Origin of the sequence: Pseudomonas sp. (assembly GCF_036387035.1) — a bacterium.
Taxonomy (GTDB): Bacteria; Pseudomonadota; Gammaproteobacteria; order Pseudomonadales; family Pseudomonadaceae; genus Aquipseudomonas.
This window is the reverse complement of the sequence record NZ_DASVUM010000112.1, coordinates 13773-30501: the sequence shown is the minus strand read 5'-3', so window position 1 is coordinate 30501 and position 16729 is coordinate 13773. Positions and strand designations below refer to the sequence as shown.

Sequence of the window (16729 nt, the reverse complement as noted above, 5' to 3'; positions counted from 1 at the left end):
CCCGGCTCAGGGCGCTACGAGCCAGGTCTTCAGCCGAGGACCTGCACCGCTGCCGACACCAACGCCACGCCGAGCGCGACCTTGCCTGCCAGAGGCATGAAGCGCGGCGCGTACGCCAACGCCAGGTTTATTGCGTAACCCCATGCAGTGAACGCGCAAAACCACATGACCCACGACTTGCCGCCCGGCGCGCTCATCAGGCAACAGATCAGCGAGATGCCGATACCCGTGAAGCCGAGCGCCCGTAGAGCGCCCGGACCGGGCCAGGGCTGCCGTCCCTCGAAAGCGTCGCGTTGATGACGGCTCATCGACAGGCACACCGCAGTCAGGCTGGCGTACAGCAACGCGCTCCAGGTCAGAAGACTCATCGACCGGACGCCTGTTGACGGTTGGGGGCGGCAACCCGGACCGCCTTGGCGTCGCGCTTCGCGGCAGGTCGATACAGGCGCCAGGCAACGCAGGCAAAACTCGCGGCGAACAGGCCGCACACCAGATTCACCGCATTGGCCGGCTGTGGGCCGGTCATCCAGTCAAGCACCGGCAGCCCACCGAACGCTGCGCAGCAGAGCAACGCCTGTTCCCGCCAGGCATTGCGCGGCGAGCGCAACTGGGCGTGGACGAACGTGAACAGCCAGAGTGCGAAGAACACTTGGATTTCCCGCACGTCCCGACCCGGCACGTCGCCGGGTACCAGGCGGTTGGCCCAGAGAAACCCCGCCATGGCCATGGGCAGCCCCAGAATGGCGGCCACGTTCAACCCTTCTATGCGGCGATAAAGTCCACCGGCCGCCTCGCGTCTGCGCTTGACGACCCAGAGCTGCAGGCCGGTCGCGATCATCGCGCTGCCGCCCAGACCGCTGACAAACAGCAAAGCGCGCAGCAAAGGGTCGGCGAAATGCGCCAGGTGCAGGCCGTACATGACGCCATAGAACGCTTTGGCCGGCCCCGTCGAGGTCACGACTTCGGTCCACGTTGCGCCCGCACCGTCCTGCACCAGCCGCTGGGGTTGTGAGGAAACCTGGTCCTGTGTGTCCCTGATCAATTCAATCCGTGCGTTGACGGCACCGGGCGAGTTGATTGCCACGCGCGCAATGTGCCCTTTCCCCCATTGCTGTCGCGCTTGATCGATCAGGGTTGAATAAGGGACCAACGCAGCCTTTTCGGCGGTCGGCGTTGCGGGCGGGGTGAAGTCGCGGACGTCCCGGAAAAATGCCCCGCGATCATTGCCGTAGACCATATTGATCCCCCAGGGGACGTACATGAACATCAACGTCACCAGCCCCGTGTAAGTGATCAGCGCATGGAAAGGCAAAGCCAGCACGCTGAGGGTGTTGTGCGCGTCCAGCCAGGAGCGTTGGCCCTTGCCGGGACGGAAGGTGAAGAAGTCCTTGAAGATTCTGCGGTGGATGATCACGCCGGTGACGATGGCGATGAACATCGCCATGCTGGCGATGCCCACGATCCAGCGGCCGATCAGCGGCGGCAGGCTGAGCTGGAAGTGAAAGCCGTAGAAGAAATCACCGCCAAAGGTCTTGCGCGGCGGCAGCGGCTCTGCCGATGCAGGGTTCAGCCACTCACTGTTGAAGCGCCGCTCCCCTGCCCCTTGCCACATGACCTGCGTCACCGGCAGACGTTCGGTGGGCAAATCGATCAGCCAGGCGCCGGCCTCCGGTGCGCGGTCTTGCAACCAGGCCATCGCCTGCCTAAGGGAATCAGGCTCGCTGGCCGGTGACGCGGCCTCGATTTCCGGGTGCATCCAGGCGGTTATTTCGCCTCGGTAATAGCTGGCGGTGCCGGTCAGGAAAATCGCCAGCAACAACCATCCCACGACCAGTCCGGACCAGGTGTGCAGCCACGCCATGCTTTGCCGCAAGCCGTTTTTCATGGCGTCACTCCGACAAGCGCGGCCCATGGGCGCCACGCCTCCGACAACCACAGGTAGGCAACGCCGAGGAGCAGACAGGGCATCATGAGCCCGTACCAGGCGCGCCAGGCGGAGCGTGCCGCGAACACCCAGATGACCGCCGCGCAGAAGATCAGGAACGCCGGCATCGTCGCACCCAGCGCGGCCTCCGCTCTGGGCACTGACATGCCGCGGAACACACCCAGCGCCAGGCATGCCGTCGCCAGCGCGGTGCAGACGTAGCCGCCCACCACGGCCGCCAGCAGGCGCGACGTCACGCCCAGCCGATAGCGGACGGACAGCGCCGGCTTTTCAGGTTTTACCATTGGTAGCTCACCGAGCCGATCACGCTGCGCTCGTCGCCGTAACGGCATGAAGTCGTGCACGACAGATACGACTCATTGCTCAGGTTCTGTGCCTTGGCTGCCACCTGCCAATGCTCGTCGATGTCGTAGCTCACCCGCGCATCGAATCGCGTGTAGGCAGGGATCTTGCGATCGGTGACCGTGGGTGTTGTGCGTGTAGTGCCGGTGTAGAGCGCGCCCAGGCCGACCTTGACCTGCGGCAGGCCGAACTGCGCCAGGCGATAGTCAGTCCAGAACGAGGCGTTGTGGTAGGGCACGCCTTCGATGCGCTTTCCTGCGTTGCTCGCGACATTGTCTTCCAGCACATGGGCATCGGTGTAGGAGTAGCCACCGGTCACGCTGAGGTTTTCGGTCAGGTCGGTCTTGGCCTCGAGTTCCACTCCCTTGGAACGGCTTTTCCCATATTGCTCGTACTGCGCGGTCAGCGCGTCGTAAGTAATGGCGTTGGTCTGTGTCAGCTGGTACACCGCGGCACTGAGCATCGTATTGCTGCCCGGTGGCTGATAGCGAATACCCACTTCGTACTGCTCGCCCTCAATCGGGTCGAACGTGCCCGCCACGCCGGGATTGGCGACATCGGCCGGCTGGAATGACTGGCTATAGCTGACATAGGGCGCAATGCCGTTATCAAACAGATACAGCAGCGCGATGCGCCCGGTCGGTTTTTGGTCGCTGCGGGGCGTGCGCGTGCCATTCACGAAGCTGTAATTGCGACTCTCGGCCCAATCCTGACGGCCCCCCAGCAGCAACACCCAGTGGTCGTCGAACTTGATCTGGTCCTGCAGATAAACGCCCGCCTGACGGCTGTGAATATCCCAGCCGGACTCCGGCGCCGTGTTGGTCCCGACACCGGTGTAGGCATACGTCGACAGGTTCAGGCTCGGCGCCAGCTGCGCCACCGTGGCGCTGATGTTGCGATGGGTGTCATAGGTCTTGTGGTAATAGTCGGCACCCGCCAGAAGCGTGTGGCTCCAGCGGCCCGATTCGATCTTCCATTCCACGTTGTTGTCGCTCGTCCAGCCAGTGGAGCGCTCTTCCCGCTCGCTGTAGCGGCGGCTCAGCGAGTGGCCGGAAATGGCAAACGGCAGCAGGTAGTTCCAGGACACGCTGGACTGGTAGTAGCGCAACGAATGCCGGACTTTGAGGGTATCGCTCAGGTTGTGCTCGAACACATAGCCGAAGGTGTCGATGCGGCTGTTGAAATGATCGTAGCCGGGCTCTCCGACGAAATCCGTGCGCCCGATTTTGCGGCCCGGTGTCGGGCTGTAGGTGGTCATGGCGTAGGTCAGTGGCGGCGTCAGGCCGGTCAGCGCTTCGGTGTGACTGGCCAGCACCGTCAGCGATGTGTCTTCATTGGGCTTCCAGGTGAACGACGGTGCGATGAAGCGCTTGTCGTCACGGATGTGGTCGACCTGGGTGTCTGCATCCCGCCACAACCCGTCCAGCCGGTAGGAGAATTCGCCCTGATCGTCCAGCGGCCCACTGAGGTCGAAGCTGTACTGCTTGCGATCATGGCTGCCGTATTCGACGTTCACACGGTGCAACGGCGTATCGGTGGGACGCTTGCTGACCGCGTTGATCAACCCGCCCGGCGACAGCTGCCCATACAACACCGAAGAAGCACCCTTGAGCACTTCGACGCGTTCCAGACCGAACGGCTCGATGCCGCCGTCGTAGACGCTCGATTGCAGCTTCATGCCGTCAAGCAGCATGCCGCCGGTGCCGGATCCGACGTTGAAACCGCGCAGCGTGTAATCGTCCGCGACCCGGCTGAAGCCGTTGGGCTGGCTGACGAACCCGGGCGTATAACCCAGAGCGTCGGCCAGGGTGTCGCTTTTGCGGTCGTCCATTTCGGCTCGAGTGACCACGGACACCGACTGCGGAGTTTCGATCAGTGGCGTGTCGGTCTTGGTCGCGCTCGCCGCCCGCTTGGCGACGTAACCATAAACCGGGCCGTACGCCGATTCCCGGTCGGACACCGCATCAATGTTCGAAACCCCCAGCGTCATCACCGACGCCTCAGGCTGAACGGTCAACGCACCGCTGCCGCTGATGAGCAAAGACAACCCGCTGCCCTGCAAGGCCTGGCTGATGGCCTGCTCTGCCGTGAGCTGGCCCGACACCGCATGGGCCTGACGCCCGCTGACATCATCCGGCACGAACACCACCTGGCGGCCACTGCGCTGACCGATGGCAAGCAGCGTCGCGTCGAGCGGCCCCGCCGGCAGTGCGTAATGCTGCAGCGCCGCCACACTGCCCGTTTCCGCAGCGAGGGTGAAATCGACGGGCGCAAGGAATACGCTGGTCGCAATGGCCAGCGGGCATAGAAGCTGAGAACGCATGAGTGAATGACTCTCCGGTGTCGGGACAGAACCGCTGCAAATGGCACAGCACTGCCTTCCATGTGCGCCAGACCGGCGAAATATTAAGGGCCAGGTCAAAATAAATTTCCGGCTCCGCTCAGCCAAGGGTGACGAGGGTCCACAGCCCGAGAAAGTGCTCCACGCGCAGCGGCAGCACATCGGCCATGGCCGCCAGCGCCTGATGGCTGTTGTCGAGACTGAACAGCCCGGAGATCTTCAATCGCGCGGCATCGGGACTCAGGGTCAGCACGCCGCGGTGGTACGGGCGCAAAGCCTCGATGACCGTCGACAGGTTCTGGTTACGCGCTTCCAGCATGCCCCGGGACCAGGCCGAGGCGCCGGTCGCGGAGGTGCCGAGGCGCTCGATGCCGCCGCGGGTGAATCGTGCGCCCTGCCCTTCGCCGAGGGTTATTCGCGAACCATCCAGGTGAGTCAACGCCACGGACCGTTGCAGCGCCCACACCTGCACTTCGTCTGACAGCAACGTCATCATGCAGCGGCCCTCGGCCGTGCTGGCGCTGCCCAGACGCGAAGAGAGGCGCAACGCATCGCGATCACATGCCCGAACGTCGGCGATCGCACCGCCGTCGAGCAATTGCACATGGCGCTTGCGACCTTCGAAGTCCAGATTCACCGCGCTTTGCGCGTTGAGCAGCAAGGAGGACCCGTCGGCCAGGGTGATGCGCTCACGCTGTGCGGTTCCGGTGCTCGCGTCAGCGCGCAGCCCCGCCAACTGCCAACCCGGTCGGGTCAGGCAGAACGTGCCTGCGGCCAACCCGCCCAGACCCAGCGCGCCCCGTAAAAAGGTACGTCGACGCATCGGCGGGTCCGCCGCGAGCATGCGTCCGGACACCCCTTCGACGTTGGCAAAGGTCGTCTGCACGCGCTGTTCGAGTTGCTGCCAGGCCTGCTGATGCTGCCGGTCCGTCGCCAGCCAACGGTGGAAGGCCTGCTGTTGCTGCGCGTCGAACTGACCCGAACGCTGAAGCGCCATCCATTCAATCGCCTCCTGGACAGCCTCGGTCAGCGCATTCACGGGCGGACCTCGAAACAGGCACGCAGGCCCTTAACCACATACTGGTGAACGCGGGGCGCGGAAACGCCCAGCTCGCGAGCAATGTCGGCGTAGGTCATGCCGTCGAGCTGACTGTAAAGAAAGGCGGCGCGGGCTTTTGAGGACAGGCCGTCGAGCATTCGATCGATCTCGATCAGCGCCTCCACCGCCAACGCCTGCTGCTCGGCGGACGGCGCGTATTGCTCCGGCTCAAGGGCCAGTGCTTCGAGATAGGCGCGCTCCAGGTCGCGGCGTCGCCAGCTGGCGTAGATCAGGCGTTTGGCAATGGTCGTCAACAGTGCGCGGGGCTCGCAGATCGTGTGGGGATCTTCCAGCGCCACGACCTGCGCAAAAGTCTCCGAAGCCATGTCGGCGGCATCACTGGGACAGCCCAGTCGCGCCCGCAACCGATCAAACAACCAGCCGTGGTGGTCGCCGAACAATTGGTGAAGCAGACTTTGCCTGGCCGTCAGACTGACGCGGGTAACGCTGGAGCAGGCTGCCATGGAATGATTAACTAATGAGAATGTTTATCAATTCTGGCAAATTGCAGAGACTCCCGCAACGGCAAGCGTGGGTGGCATGCCAAAATGCCGGAAAAGGTGCGTAAAGATGGGTGCTGTGAGGTGTTTGCGCTCGTCAGGGGGGGGCGGCGCTCCTTGTCAAAGCCCCGCACGTGCGCCCATAAGAAGAAACGCTGGCTCGATAAGCCTTTTGACTGAGGCAGGCCGTCGCATGCCTATACCCTCGCGGTGAATTCCATAAAAACAAGGATCACACCATGCGGCTGGGTTGGTACTCCGATCTCTCCTCTACTGAAAAGCGCACGTACTGGGCCTGCTTCGGGGGGTTCACGCTCGACTCGATGGACGCGACCATCTTTGCCTTGATGATGCCGGTCCTGATGACCGTACTCAGCCTGAGCAAATCAGACGCCGGGCTGCTCGGGTCGGTGTCGCTGATAGGCAGCGCGGTCGGAGGCTGGGGAGCCGGGATGCTCGCGGACCGTTATGGCCGCATCAAAGTGATGCAGGGCACGGTGTTGTGGGTCGCCGCTTTTACGTGCATGGGTGCTTTTTGCACCGGCTTCTGGAGCTTCCTGCCGGTGCGTTTCCTGCAAGGCATCGGCTACGGCGGTGAGGCGGTCGTCGGGGCAGTGCTGATCAGCGAAGCCATCAAACCGGCCCTGCGGGGTCGAGTGGCCGCGTCTGTACAGAGTGGCTACGCGGTCGGCTATGCCATTTCGCTCGCGACCATGCCGGTGCTGTTCAACTTTTTGCCGGAGGATGTCGCCTGGCGAGCATTTTTTGCCATCGGCCTCTTGCCTGCTTTGCTGATCTGGTTCATTCGCCGCCTCGTGCCGGAATCCGCGGCGTTCAATCAGGGCCGCAAAAACGGTAATCGGCTGGATGTGAGCGCGATCTTTGCACCTGGGCATCGTCGGGTGACGATCATCAGTACCGTCCTGGCGAGCGGAATTTTTGGCGGCGCTTACATCATGATCACCTGGCTCCCGACCTACATGCGCACGGTGCTCAACCTGCCCATCGCATCGACGTCGGGTTATCTGGCGGTCAACATCGTCGGTTCGCTGATCGGTCCGTTCGCCTACGGCCTGCTCAGCGACCGGATCGGCCGTGGCCGGGCCTTCATGCTGTTTCTGCTGTGTCAGGCTGTCGTCGTCTCAATCTATATGTTCGCCGACGTTCACCTGAACCTGATCCTTGCGCTGGGCTTGCTGCTGGGCGCCTTTCAGGGCGGGCTCGCGTCAGGCCTGCCGTTGACCTTCTCGGAACTCTACCCGACCCGCATGCGCGCCAACGGCGCCGGATTCTGCACCAGCTTCGGCCGTGGCTTTGGCTCGATCATGCCCGCTGCGGTAGGTTTCGCCTCGGTGCACATGAGCTTGCCGGTGGCGATGGGCTCCTTCGCCATCGGCTCCTATCTGATCGGTTTTCTCGCGGCGCTTTGCCTGCCCAACGCCACCGGCGCGGACCTCACTGCAGATGAAGTCACTTTGCCGGCGACCCTTGCGGTGGCCGAGCGCCCCATAAGTGAAAGGTATAGCCGTACAAGCTGAACGCATTATCCCGGGGTGGCGTGGAGTGCCACCCTCTGGCTCGACAAAAACAATAACGTCGAGAGCCCTATGAAAGTACTCACAAAGCTCTACGTTCAGGTCCTGATCGCAATGGCCCTGGCCATTGCGCTAGGCCTGATCGCGCCTGACATTGCGGTAAAGATGAAACCGCTTGGCACAGCGTTCATCTCGCTGCTGAAAATGCTGCTTGGCCCGATCATTTTCTTCACGGTCGTGCATGGCATCGCCCACATTGGCGATTTCCGTCGTCTCGGCCGCATCGGCATCAAGACCCTCGTCTACTTCGAAGTCGTCAGCAGCCTGGCCATGGTCGTCGGATTTACCGTAGTGTCACTGGTGCGGCCCGGTGACGGGCTGCACGCTTACATGGGCGATACCCTATCCGCCGGACAGGCAGCCGCCGTCAACGCAGCGATGTCCAGTACGGGCGGTTTCAGCACCGAGCATTTTCTGCTCGCGATCATCCCCAGGACGCTCGCTTCCGCCTTCGTCGATGGCGACATCCTACCGGTCCTTTTCGTGTCTGTTCTGATCGGTCTGGCGCTGGCGCAATGTGCCAAACCGGACTGGGTCGGCCTGCGTCTGCTCACCGAGGGACAGACCGTCACCTTCAAGCTGCTGAGCTACATCATGCGGCTCTCTCCGATCGGTGCGTTTGGTGCGATGGCTGCTGCGGTAGGCGGTTTCGGCTCGCAAACACTGCTCTATCTGTTGCGCTACATCCTGACCTATTACGCGAGCGTGCTGATCTTCATCTTCCTGGTGTTGGGGAGCGTGGCGGCATTGGCCGGTTTTTCGCTCTTCAAGATCCTCAGAGTCATCAAAGAGGAAGCCATCATTGCAATGGGCACTGCGTCCAGCGAGGCGGCGTTTCCAAAACTGGTGACCAAGCTGACCCAGGCCGGTTGCGATGAAGCGGTTGTAGGCTTCGTACTGCCCGCCGGCTACAGCTTCAACATTGATGGCGCTTGCCTCTACATGGCCTGCGGTCTGGGATTTCTCGCCCAGGCGACAGACACCCCGTTGAGCCTCGAACAGACGCTGAGCCTGCTGGCCGTCATGCTCCTGACCTCCAAGGGCGGCGCAGGAGCCGCCGGAGGCGCGGTGATCAAACTCGCCGCAACTCTGGAATCAGTAAGGGTACTGCCGCTGGGCTCGCTGGGGTTGTTGTTCGGTATCGACCGTGTACTGGCTATCGCAACCTCAACCACCAATGTGATCGGCAACAGCGTCGCCGTGTTCGTGATCTGCCGCTGGGAACGGCTGTTCGACCAGGCGCGATTCGAGGCCTACCTGAACCCGGACCCATCAAACAATCCGGTACCAAGCCGGGCCCTGGAGGAAACGTCCAAATGACTGCAAGCAACCCATTGACCTCTGTCGCACTGATCGGCTTCGGCGAGGCAGGCGGCATTATCGGCCAGGATCTGGCGGCGCAAGGCATACACGTGCGTGTCTATGATCGTCTGCTGGATGACCCTGCACGGCGCGATGCGATTCTGATCAAGGCGACCGCAACGCAAGTGGAGGTCTGCGACTCGGCAGCGGCGGCCGCGCTCGGCGTTCAGCTGGTGATCTCGGCGGTGACGGCAGGCTCGGCGTTATCCGTCGCGACTGAACTTGCAGTCCGGCTCCAGCCCGGTCAGGTGTTCATGGACATCAACTCGGTGGCGCCCACGACCAAACAGGCGGCGGGCAGCGCGCTGCAGGCCAGCGGCGCCCATTATGTGGACGCAGCGGTGATGGCCCCGGTGCCCCCGCAACGCCTCAAGACCCCCATCCTGCTGGGCGGTGATCACGCCGCTGCGTTGGCTCGCTGGCTTGAACCGCTGGGCTTCAATGTCAACGTCGTGGCAGACCGGATCGGCGTCGCCTCCGCAATCAAGATGTGCCGCAGCATCATGATCAAAGGCCTCGAAGCACTCACCACAGAGTGTCTTTCGACTGCACGCCAATACGGCGCCGAGGATCTGGTGCTGGCATCGCTGCACAAAAGCTTTCCGCAGATGGGGTGGAACGCGCAGCAGCCCCACTACCTGATCAGTCGCGTCGCCGAACACGGCCGCAGGCGTGCCGAGGAGATGGAAGAAGTTGCCCGGACCGCCGCTGACGTGGGTGTAGAACCGAACATGAGCCGAGCCATCGTTGCAACGCAACGGGGCCTGGTTGACGCGATGGCCAGACAAGGCCTGGTGTATGCAGAGCCGTTCGAGTGGCAGCGACTGATCGACGTCCTGCACCGCCCCGATCTCCGTATCGAACAGCCTGATAAATAAAAGCGATCCCTCATTAAACAGTTCACAGACGAAGCAAACCAGCCTTTGAATTAAGCTTCAGGGGCTGGAACGTGCCTGTAAAGGGGACGCTCGCGACACCCTCGAATAATAAAAAGGCAAGCCTATGACCACCTCCCCTGTTGACATCAAGCAATGGATCGACGCCCGCGCCGTCTCTCCTTTTCAGTGGATGATTCTCCTGCTGTGTTTTCTGATCGTGACCTTTGACGGCCTCGACGCTGCCATCATGGGCTTCATTGCGCCAGCGGTTATCCACGACTGGGACATGTCGCGCACAGCCTTTGGCGCGATCATGGCGGCCGCCATGGTCGGGCTGGCGGTGGGTGCGCTGATCTCAGGCCCCTATTCCGATCGCCTCGGACGCCGACGTGTACTGCTGTGGTCGGTGGCTGCCTTCGGGTTTTTCAGCCTGTTGTGCGCGTTCGCGCGCTCGCCGATGGAGCTTGCGGCGTTAAGGTTTTTGACCGGGCTTGGGCTTGGCGCGGCAATGCCCAACAGTACGACACTCCTGTCCGAGTACATTCCGCAGCGGTTACGAGGCATTCTGATCACCCTGATGTTCATGGGTTTCGGTCTGGGATCGGCCTCGGGAGGCTTCGTTTCGGCCTGGATGGTTCCAGCGTACGGCTGGCACGCGGTGCTGATGCTCGGCGGTGTGTTGCCGCTGTTTCTGCTGCCCGTGCTGTATTTTCGGCTCCCGGAATCCGTAGACCTGATGATCAGTCGGGGTTTTCCACGCCCCGCCATCATGGCGGTGCTGCGGCGGATGGGGGCACGCTTTGCAGACGATGTCGTGTTCGCAACCACTGCCGCAGGCGCGACGGCCAGAAGCAAGGTCTGGCGCTTGTTCGATCATCACTATCGCTGGCGCACGCTGAGCCTGTGGTGCACTTATTTTATGGGGCTGGTGGTCATTTACCTGCTCACGGGCTGGATGCCAACCCTGATCAAGGACGCGGGCCTGAGTCTTGAACGTGCGGCGATCGTCACCGCCATGTTCCAGTTCGGTGGCCTGATCGGCATTCTGCTGGTGGGTGCGGCGATGGACCGGCTCAATCCAAAAGCCGTCATTGCGCTGGCGTATGTCGGGGGTGCGGTGTGTATTTTCGCCCTGGGCTTCGTCGACATCGGCACCTCGGCGCCCGGTGTGCTGGTGTTTGCCGCTGGCTTCTGTATCAACGGCGCGCAAACTGGCCTCAATGCCTTCGCGCCGGGCCAGTACCCTACCGACTTCCGCGCCACTGGCGTGAGCTGGATGCTGGGCATCGGACGCTTTGGCGGCATTTTCGCCTCCATGAGCGGTGGCGCCATGTTAAGCCTTGGGCTGCCCATGAACGTCATCTTCGCCGGGCTTGGCGTACCGGCAGTACTTGCTGCCATCGCCATCATGGCCGGACCCAAGCCCGCTTCGGGGCAGCTGAAGGTCCAGGCGGGACACTAATACATAAACAGGGCGCCCGGCGCGTGGCTGCCCTATCAAGATTCACCAATGGAGGCCTGACATGGCGCGAATAATCGGCGGACTGGCCGTCTCACACACGCCGACGATCGGCTTTGCGGTCGATCACGACAAACAGCAGGAAGCGGCCTGGGCGCCGATCTTCCAAAGCTTCGAGCCGATAAAGAGCTGGCTGGCGGAAAAGCAACCGGATGTGCTGTTCTACATCTTCAATGACCACGTCACGTCCTTCTTTTTTGATCACTACTCGGCGTTTGCCCTTGGCGTTGATGAGCGCTATGACGTGGCTGATGAAGGTGGCGGAAAACGCGACCTGCCGCCCATCGGCGGGCACGCGGCGCTGTCGCGTCATATCGGCAACAGCCTGATGGCGGACGAATTCGACATGTCGTTTTTCCGCGACAAACCTATCGACCATGGCCTGTTCTCGCCGATGTCGGCACTGATGCCGTTCAAGGACGGCTGGCCGGTGGAGGTGGTGCCGCTGCAGGTCGGCGTTCTGCAGTTCCCGATCCCGACAGCCAAACGCTGTTACAACCTCGGCAAGGCGCTGCGGCGGGCGATTGAAAGCTATCCCGAGGACCTTGATGTCGCCATCGTCGCCACGGGCGGTGTTTCGCATCAAGTCCATGGCGAGCGTTGCGGTTTCAACAATCCTGAGTGGGATGAGCAGTTTGTCGATCTGTTCGTCAACGATCCTCAGCGCCTGACCGAGATCACCCTCGCCGAGTACGCCACACTGGGCGGCATGGAAGGCTCGGAAGTGATTACCTGGTTGATCATGCGCGGCGCGCTGTCAGCCAACGTGAATATTCTGCATCAGGACTATTACCTGCCCTCGATGACCGGCATCGCCACCCTGCTTCTGGAAAACCAGTCCCGACCAGCTCCCGTGGATGTGCTGCAACGACACCGCGAGCACATGGGTCATCAACTGGCTGGCGTGGAAAAGCTTGAGGGCACCTACCCGTTTACGCTGGAGCGCAGCCACAAGGGCTATCGGCTCAATCGGTTTCTGCACAACCTCATCGATCCGGCATGGCGCAAGCGGTTTCTCGAAGACCCCCAGCCGCTGTTCGCAGACCACAACCTCACCAGCCAGGAGCAGGCGCTGGTGGAAAACCGGGACTGGCGCGGCCTGATTCATCACGGGGTGATTTTCTTTCTGCTGGAAAAGCTCGGTGCCGTCGTGGGCGTTTCCAACCTGCATATTTACGCAGCCATGAAAGGCATGACGCTGGAAGAGTTCCAGAAAACCCGCAATCAGCAAGTCACCTATTCGGTCGCGGGAAAATCGCCCACGCCGGGTTCTTGAGTTTCGCTGACGACCTCTTGCGCGACCTGCCGGATTTTCTGGATCAGGGCCTCGGCGGCCGGCGAATGCAGGCCGTTGGTGCGATAGATCAAGCCGATGGATCGATGGGTGTCCTGCAACTGTAGCGACAAACGCTGCAACTCGCCGGAGGCGATTTCGTATTCAAGCTGGTGTTCGGAAACGATTGCCAGCATGTCTGAACGCATCAAAAGGCCCCTGATGATAGCCATGTCGCCGGTCTCAACGACCGGCTCGGGGGACGCCCGCCCCAAACTTGCAAAGTGAGCCTCCAGCAACAACCGGGCGGGCGTATCCGCGCGGGGCAAGACCAGTCTGGCAGCGCTCAGGTCATCCAGCGTCACTGTTTTTTCCAGCCACGGATGACCACGGCCCGCCAGAATCACCATCTCTTCGCCGAGCAATTTTTCGCCATGCAAATCGCTGGCGTAATCCTGTGCCCGCAAGGCGCCCAGCACGAAATCGACATCCCCCGCCCGCAGTTCAAGCGCCAGCAAATTGAAAGGACTTTCGTTGGTTGCCACGCGTATCCCGGGATGGTCGGCAAGCAGACGCACGATCGCTTCCGGCAGAATCCGCGTACGGCCCAGCGGCAGCGCCCCCACCGTCACCACCCCCTGCACGGACCCTTTGATCATTGCGATGTCGGCCGCAATGTGGCGCAGGTCATTCAAGGCCCGGCGTATCGGATACAGAATATCGGTGCTGGCCCGCGTCGGCCGCAAACCTCTGGCGGTCCGTTCAAAGAGTGATTTACCGGCACCGTCCTCGAGCATTTTCAGCGCAGCGCTGATGGCCGGTTGCGTGAGGTCGAACGAACGCGCAACGGTCTGCATGTGCTGGGTTTCGCACAGTTTCACGAAGATCTGCAGGCGTCGGGTGTTAAGCAGGTAAAGCGGCTCGTGTGGCGCATGGCCGAGGATTGCCGGGATGGCTTCGAGTTCGGTCATGACTCGACGGGCGCGGGGCAGGACGGCTTTGCCGTAAGGCGTCAGCAGCATTCCGCTGGCATGGCGTTCGAACAGCGGAACGCCGAGGCCGAGCTCCAGATCACGAATGGCCCGTGTGACCACTGACTGGGCGCGAAGCAGGACCTCGGAGGCCCGAGAGACGCTGCCCTCGTCGGCAATGCGGATGAATGCACGGATTTGCATCAGGTGTGGAAGCGCTGGGTCAGACATCGTTGCCTCGCCGCAACAAGAGCCAATAAACAAAACGTATAGCTGCACCAGCCTTACGCATTAGTCCGTCAATGGCAAGCCTGTCAGCATCCGGTGACATCAATAAGGGAGCCCGCCCCGTCATGAACAGTGTCACTGAAAAAACCGCCCTGATCGTCAGCGCCCACTCGGCGGACTTCGTCTGGCGTGCAGGCGGCGCCATCGCCCTGCACGCGGCGCAGGGTTACGCCGTGCACATTGTCTGCCTGTCTTTTGGCGAGCGCGGCGAGTCGGCCAAGCTGTGGCGCAAGGGCCCGGAGATGACCGAAAGCACGGTCAAGGCAGCTCGCCGTGAAGAAGCGCAGGCAGCCGCTGACATTCTTGGCGCCACCGTCGAATTTTTTGACATTGGCGATTACCCGATGCGCGCCGACGAGGAGACGTTGTTTCGCCTGGCCGATGTGTATCGCAGGGTTCAGCCGGCGTTCGTTCTGAGTCACTCGCTCAAGGACCCTTATAACTACGATCATCCCCTGGCCATTCACCTCGCGCAGGAAGCCCGCATCATCGCCCAGGCCGAAGGCTACCGGCCGGGAGAAAAGATCATCGGCGCACCGCCTGTCTACAGCTTCGAGCCTCACCAACCGGAACAATGCGAGTGGAAACCCGACGTGCTGCTGGACATCACCTCGGTCTGGGACAAAAAGTACGCAGCAATCCAATGCATGGCCGGACAAGAACACCTGTGGGAGTACTACACCCGTGTTGCCCTGCAACGCGGCGTTCAGGCCAAACGCAACATCGGTATCACCGCCAGCAAGGACATTATTTACGGCGAAGGCTACCAAAGCATCTTTCCTCGGGTAACGGAGCATCTGGGATGAGCCGTCTCGTTGGCAGAACCGGCGTCGTCGTGCGCAATATCCAGCGTGCCGAGCCGGCGCTCATTGATGAGCTGACGCGTTACGGCGTCGCGACCGTACACGAAGCCCAGGGCCGCAAGGGCTTGCTGGCTTCCGGTATTCGTCCTGTGCAGCAGGAGGTCGCCATGAGCGGATCGGCGGTGACTGTGCTGGTCGCGCCGGGCGACAACTGGATGTTTCATGTCGCTGTCGAGCAGTGCCAACCGGGCGACGTGCTGGTCGTCGCGCCCAGCTCACCGTGCACCGACGGGTTCTTCGGCGATTTGCTCGCCACCTCGTTGCAGGCGCGGGGCGTTCGTGGCCTGATCATCGATGCCGGTGTTCGTGACACCAAAACGTTGCGCGAGATGGGCTTCCACGTCTGGTCACGAGCCGTCCACGCGCAAGGCACGATCAAGGAAACCCTTGGTTCGGTGAACCTCCCGGTGGTGTGCGCGGGCCAACTGGTATATCCGGGAGACGTAGTGCTGGCCGATGATGACGGCGTTGTTGTGGTCCGGCGCGACGAGTTGAGCCAGGTGGTCGAAAGCAGCCGCCAACGCGCCGGTCTGGAAGAGCAGAAACGCTTGCGTCTGGCCGCCGGTGAGCTGGGCCTGGACATTTACGCGATGCGTGAGCGCCTGGCAGAAAAAGGCCTCAAGTACTACGACACCCTTGAACAACTGGAGGACTGAAGGATGGCCCAGGCCCGCATCCCTTGTTTGCTCATCCGAGGCGGCACGTCCAAGGGGGCGTATTTTCTCGCCGACGACCTCCCGGCTGACGTCCAGGTGCGCGACAACGTGCTGCTGGCGGCGATGGGCTCGCCCGATCCACGTCAGATCGACGGCCTCGGCGGCGCTGACTCATTGACCAGCAAGGTGGCAATCATTCGGCGCTCCGACAGGCCAGGCGTCGATGTCGACTATCTGTTCGCTCAGGTTGCGGTGGATCAGGCGCGCGTGGACTACGGCCAGAACTGCGGGAATATTCTTGCGGGCGTCGGCCCTTTTGCGATTGAGAGAGGACTGGTCAGCGTCGGCACCGACCTAACCTGTGTCAGGATTTACATGGAGAACACCGGGCAGACCGCAACCGCGCTCATCAGCACGCCCGAGGGACAGGTGTGCTACGACGGCGACGTGAGTATCGACGGCGTGCCCGGCTCCGCCGCGCCGGTGATCGTGGAGTTCGACGACATCGCAGGGTCCAGCTGCGGCGCGCTTCTGCCGACCGGCAGGCCCATCGACCGCTTCGATGGCATCGACGTCACGTGCGTCGACAATGGCATGCCGGTGGTACTGATCCGCGCCAGCGACCTGGGCTGTACAGGCTATGAAAGCTGCGGCAGCCTGGACGCCAATACCGATCTCAAGCAGCGTATCGAGTCCATTCGCCTGCAGGCTGGTCCGCGGATGAACCTGGGCGATGTCGCAAAACGAACGGTGCCGAAAATGGTGCTGGTCGCAGCGCCAATGGCAGGTGGCGCGATCAGCAGCCGCAGTTTCATACCCCACAAGTGCCACGTGTCCATCGGGGTTTTTGGTGCGGTCAGCGTGGCATCAGCCTGCCTGATCGCCGGGACCGTCGTTGAGGGACTGGCCCGTACCACTGGCGCCGCCGAGCAGCATCTTTCAGTCGAGCACCCGACCGGCGAATTCAGCGTTCGGCTACGTCTGGATAACGGTAGCCTTGCCGGCTGCGGTCTGGTTCGTACTGCGCGACTGATCTTCGACGGCAGCGTCTTCGTGCGCCAATCGGCGTTCAGGGCGACGGCCACCTGATCAGGAAA

At 62.1% G+C, this 16729-nt stretch carries 15 protein-coding genes; 8 read left to right on the top strand and 7 right to left on the bottom strand.

The genetic code is table 11. The features are described 5' to 3' along the window. Positions 1–29: 29 nt before the first annotated feature. The 6 genes from VF672_RS10530 to VF672_RS10505 form a co-directional block, all read right to left on the bottom strand. A complete protein-coding gene (locus VF672_RS10530; RefSeq protein WP_331104413.1) occupies positions 30–368 on the bottom strand; it encodes a DUF3325 domain-containing protein in 339 nt (112 codons plus the stop codon). Next, entirely contained in the window at positions 365–1885 is a 1521-nt protein-coding gene (locus VF672_RS10525) for a PepSY-associated TM helix domain-containing protein (RefSeq protein WP_331104410.1), read from the bottom strand. The genes VF672_RS10530 and VF672_RS10525 overlap by 4 nt, the downstream gene beginning before the upstream one ends. Beyond that, positions 1882–2229, bottom strand: coding sequence for a DUF3649 domain-containing protein (locus VF672_RS10520; RefSeq protein WP_331104408.1), 348 nt, complete (start codon positions 2227–2229; stop codon positions 1882–1884). The genes VF672_RS10525 and VF672_RS10520 overlap by 4 nt, the downstream gene beginning before the upstream one ends. Further along, positions 2223–4610, bottom strand: a complete 2388-nt coding sequence (locus tag VF672_RS10515; RefSeq protein ID WP_331104406.1) for a TonB-dependent siderophore receptor — start codon at positions 4608–4610, stop codon at positions 2223–2225. The genes VF672_RS10520 and VF672_RS10515 overlap by 7 nt, the downstream gene beginning before the upstream one ends. Positions 4611–4728: 118 nt before the next feature. Next, complete coding sequence (locus VF672_RS10510) at positions 4729–5667, bottom strand: DUF4880 domain-containing protein (RefSeq protein ID WP_331104404.1); 939 nt, start codon at positions 5665–5667, stop codon at positions 4729–4731. Continuing rightward, entirely contained in the window at positions 5664–6191 is a 528-nt protein-coding gene (locus VF672_RS10505) for a sigma-70 family RNA polymerase sigma factor (RefSeq protein ID WP_331104402.1), read from the bottom strand. Before VF672_RS10505 ends, VF672_RS10510 begins: the two co-directional genes overlap by 4 nt. Positions 6192–6466: 275 nt before the next feature. Between VF672_RS10505 and VF672_RS10500 the strand changes: the two genes are divergently transcribed. The 5 genes from VF672_RS10500 to VF672_RS10480 all read left to right on the top strand — a co-directional run bounded on the left by VF672_RS10500 (position 6467) and on the right by VF672_RS10480 (position 12857). Further along, positions 6467–7765: an MFS transporter gene (locus VF672_RS10500; protein WP_331104400.1), complete on the top strand. Its 1299-nt coding sequence runs from the start codon at positions 6467–6469 to the stop codon at positions 7763–7765. A gap of 69 nt (positions 7766–7834) precedes the next feature. Further along, complete coding sequence (locus VF672_RS10495; RefSeq protein ID WP_331104398.1) at positions 7835–9142, top strand: cation:dicarboxylate symporter family transporter; 1308 nt, start codon at positions 7835–7837, stop codon at positions 9140–9142. Continuing rightward, the gene (locus VF672_RS10490) at positions 9139–10062 is read left to right on the top strand and encodes an NAD(P)-dependent oxidoreductase (protein ID WP_331104396.1); all 924 of its coding nucleotides are present in this window, start codon (positions 9139–9141) and stop codon (positions 10060–10062) included. The genes VF672_RS10495 and VF672_RS10490 overlap by 4 nt, the downstream gene beginning before the upstream one ends. Positions 10063–10186: 124 nt before the next feature. Continuing rightward, positions 10187–11524, top strand: coding sequence for an aromatic acid/H+ symport family MFS transporter (locus VF672_RS10485; RefSeq protein ID WP_331104395.1), 1338 nt, complete (start codon positions 10187–10189; stop codon positions 11522–11524). A 61-nt stretch (positions 11525–11585) separates the two neighbouring features. Further along, positions 11586–12857, top strand: a complete 1272-nt coding sequence (locus tag VF672_RS10480) for a gallate dioxygenase (protein WP_331104393.1) — start codon at positions 11586–11588, stop codon at positions 12855–12857. Here the strand turns inward: VF672_RS10480 and VF672_RS10475 are convergent. Further along, positions 12818–14056, bottom strand: coding sequence for a LysR family transcriptional regulator (locus tag VF672_RS10475; RefSeq protein WP_331104391.1), 1239 nt, complete (start codon positions 14054–14056; stop codon positions 12818–12820). The genes VF672_RS10480 and VF672_RS10475 overlap by 40 nt on opposite strands. Before the next feature lie 122 nt (positions 14057–14178). Between VF672_RS10475 and galB the strand changes: the two genes are divergently transcribed. From galB to VF672_RS10460, 3 genes are read left to right on the top strand one after another with little or no spacing between them, the layout of a single operon-like run. Further along, positions 14179–14919: a 4-oxalmesaconate hydratase gene (gene galB / locus VF672_RS10470; protein WP_331104388.1), complete on the top strand. Its 741-nt coding sequence runs from the start codon at positions 14179–14181 to the stop codon at positions 14917–14919. Further along, the gene (locus VF672_RS10465) at positions 14916–15632 is read left to right on the top strand and encodes a 4-carboxy-4-hydroxy-2-oxoadipate aldolase/oxaloacetate decarboxylase (protein WP_331104386.1); all 717 of its coding nucleotides are present in this window, start codon (positions 14916–14918) and stop codon (positions 15630–15632) included. The genes galB and VF672_RS10465 overlap by 4 nt, the downstream gene beginning before the upstream one ends. A gap of 3 nt (positions 15633–15635) precedes the next feature. Beyond that, on the top strand, positions 15636–16721 hold the full coding sequence (locus VF672_RS10460) for a 4-oxalomesaconate tautomerase (RefSeq protein ID WP_331104384.1): 1086 nt from the start codon (positions 15636–15638) through the stop codon (positions 16719–16721). Positions 16722–16729 lie beyond the last annotated feature (8 nt).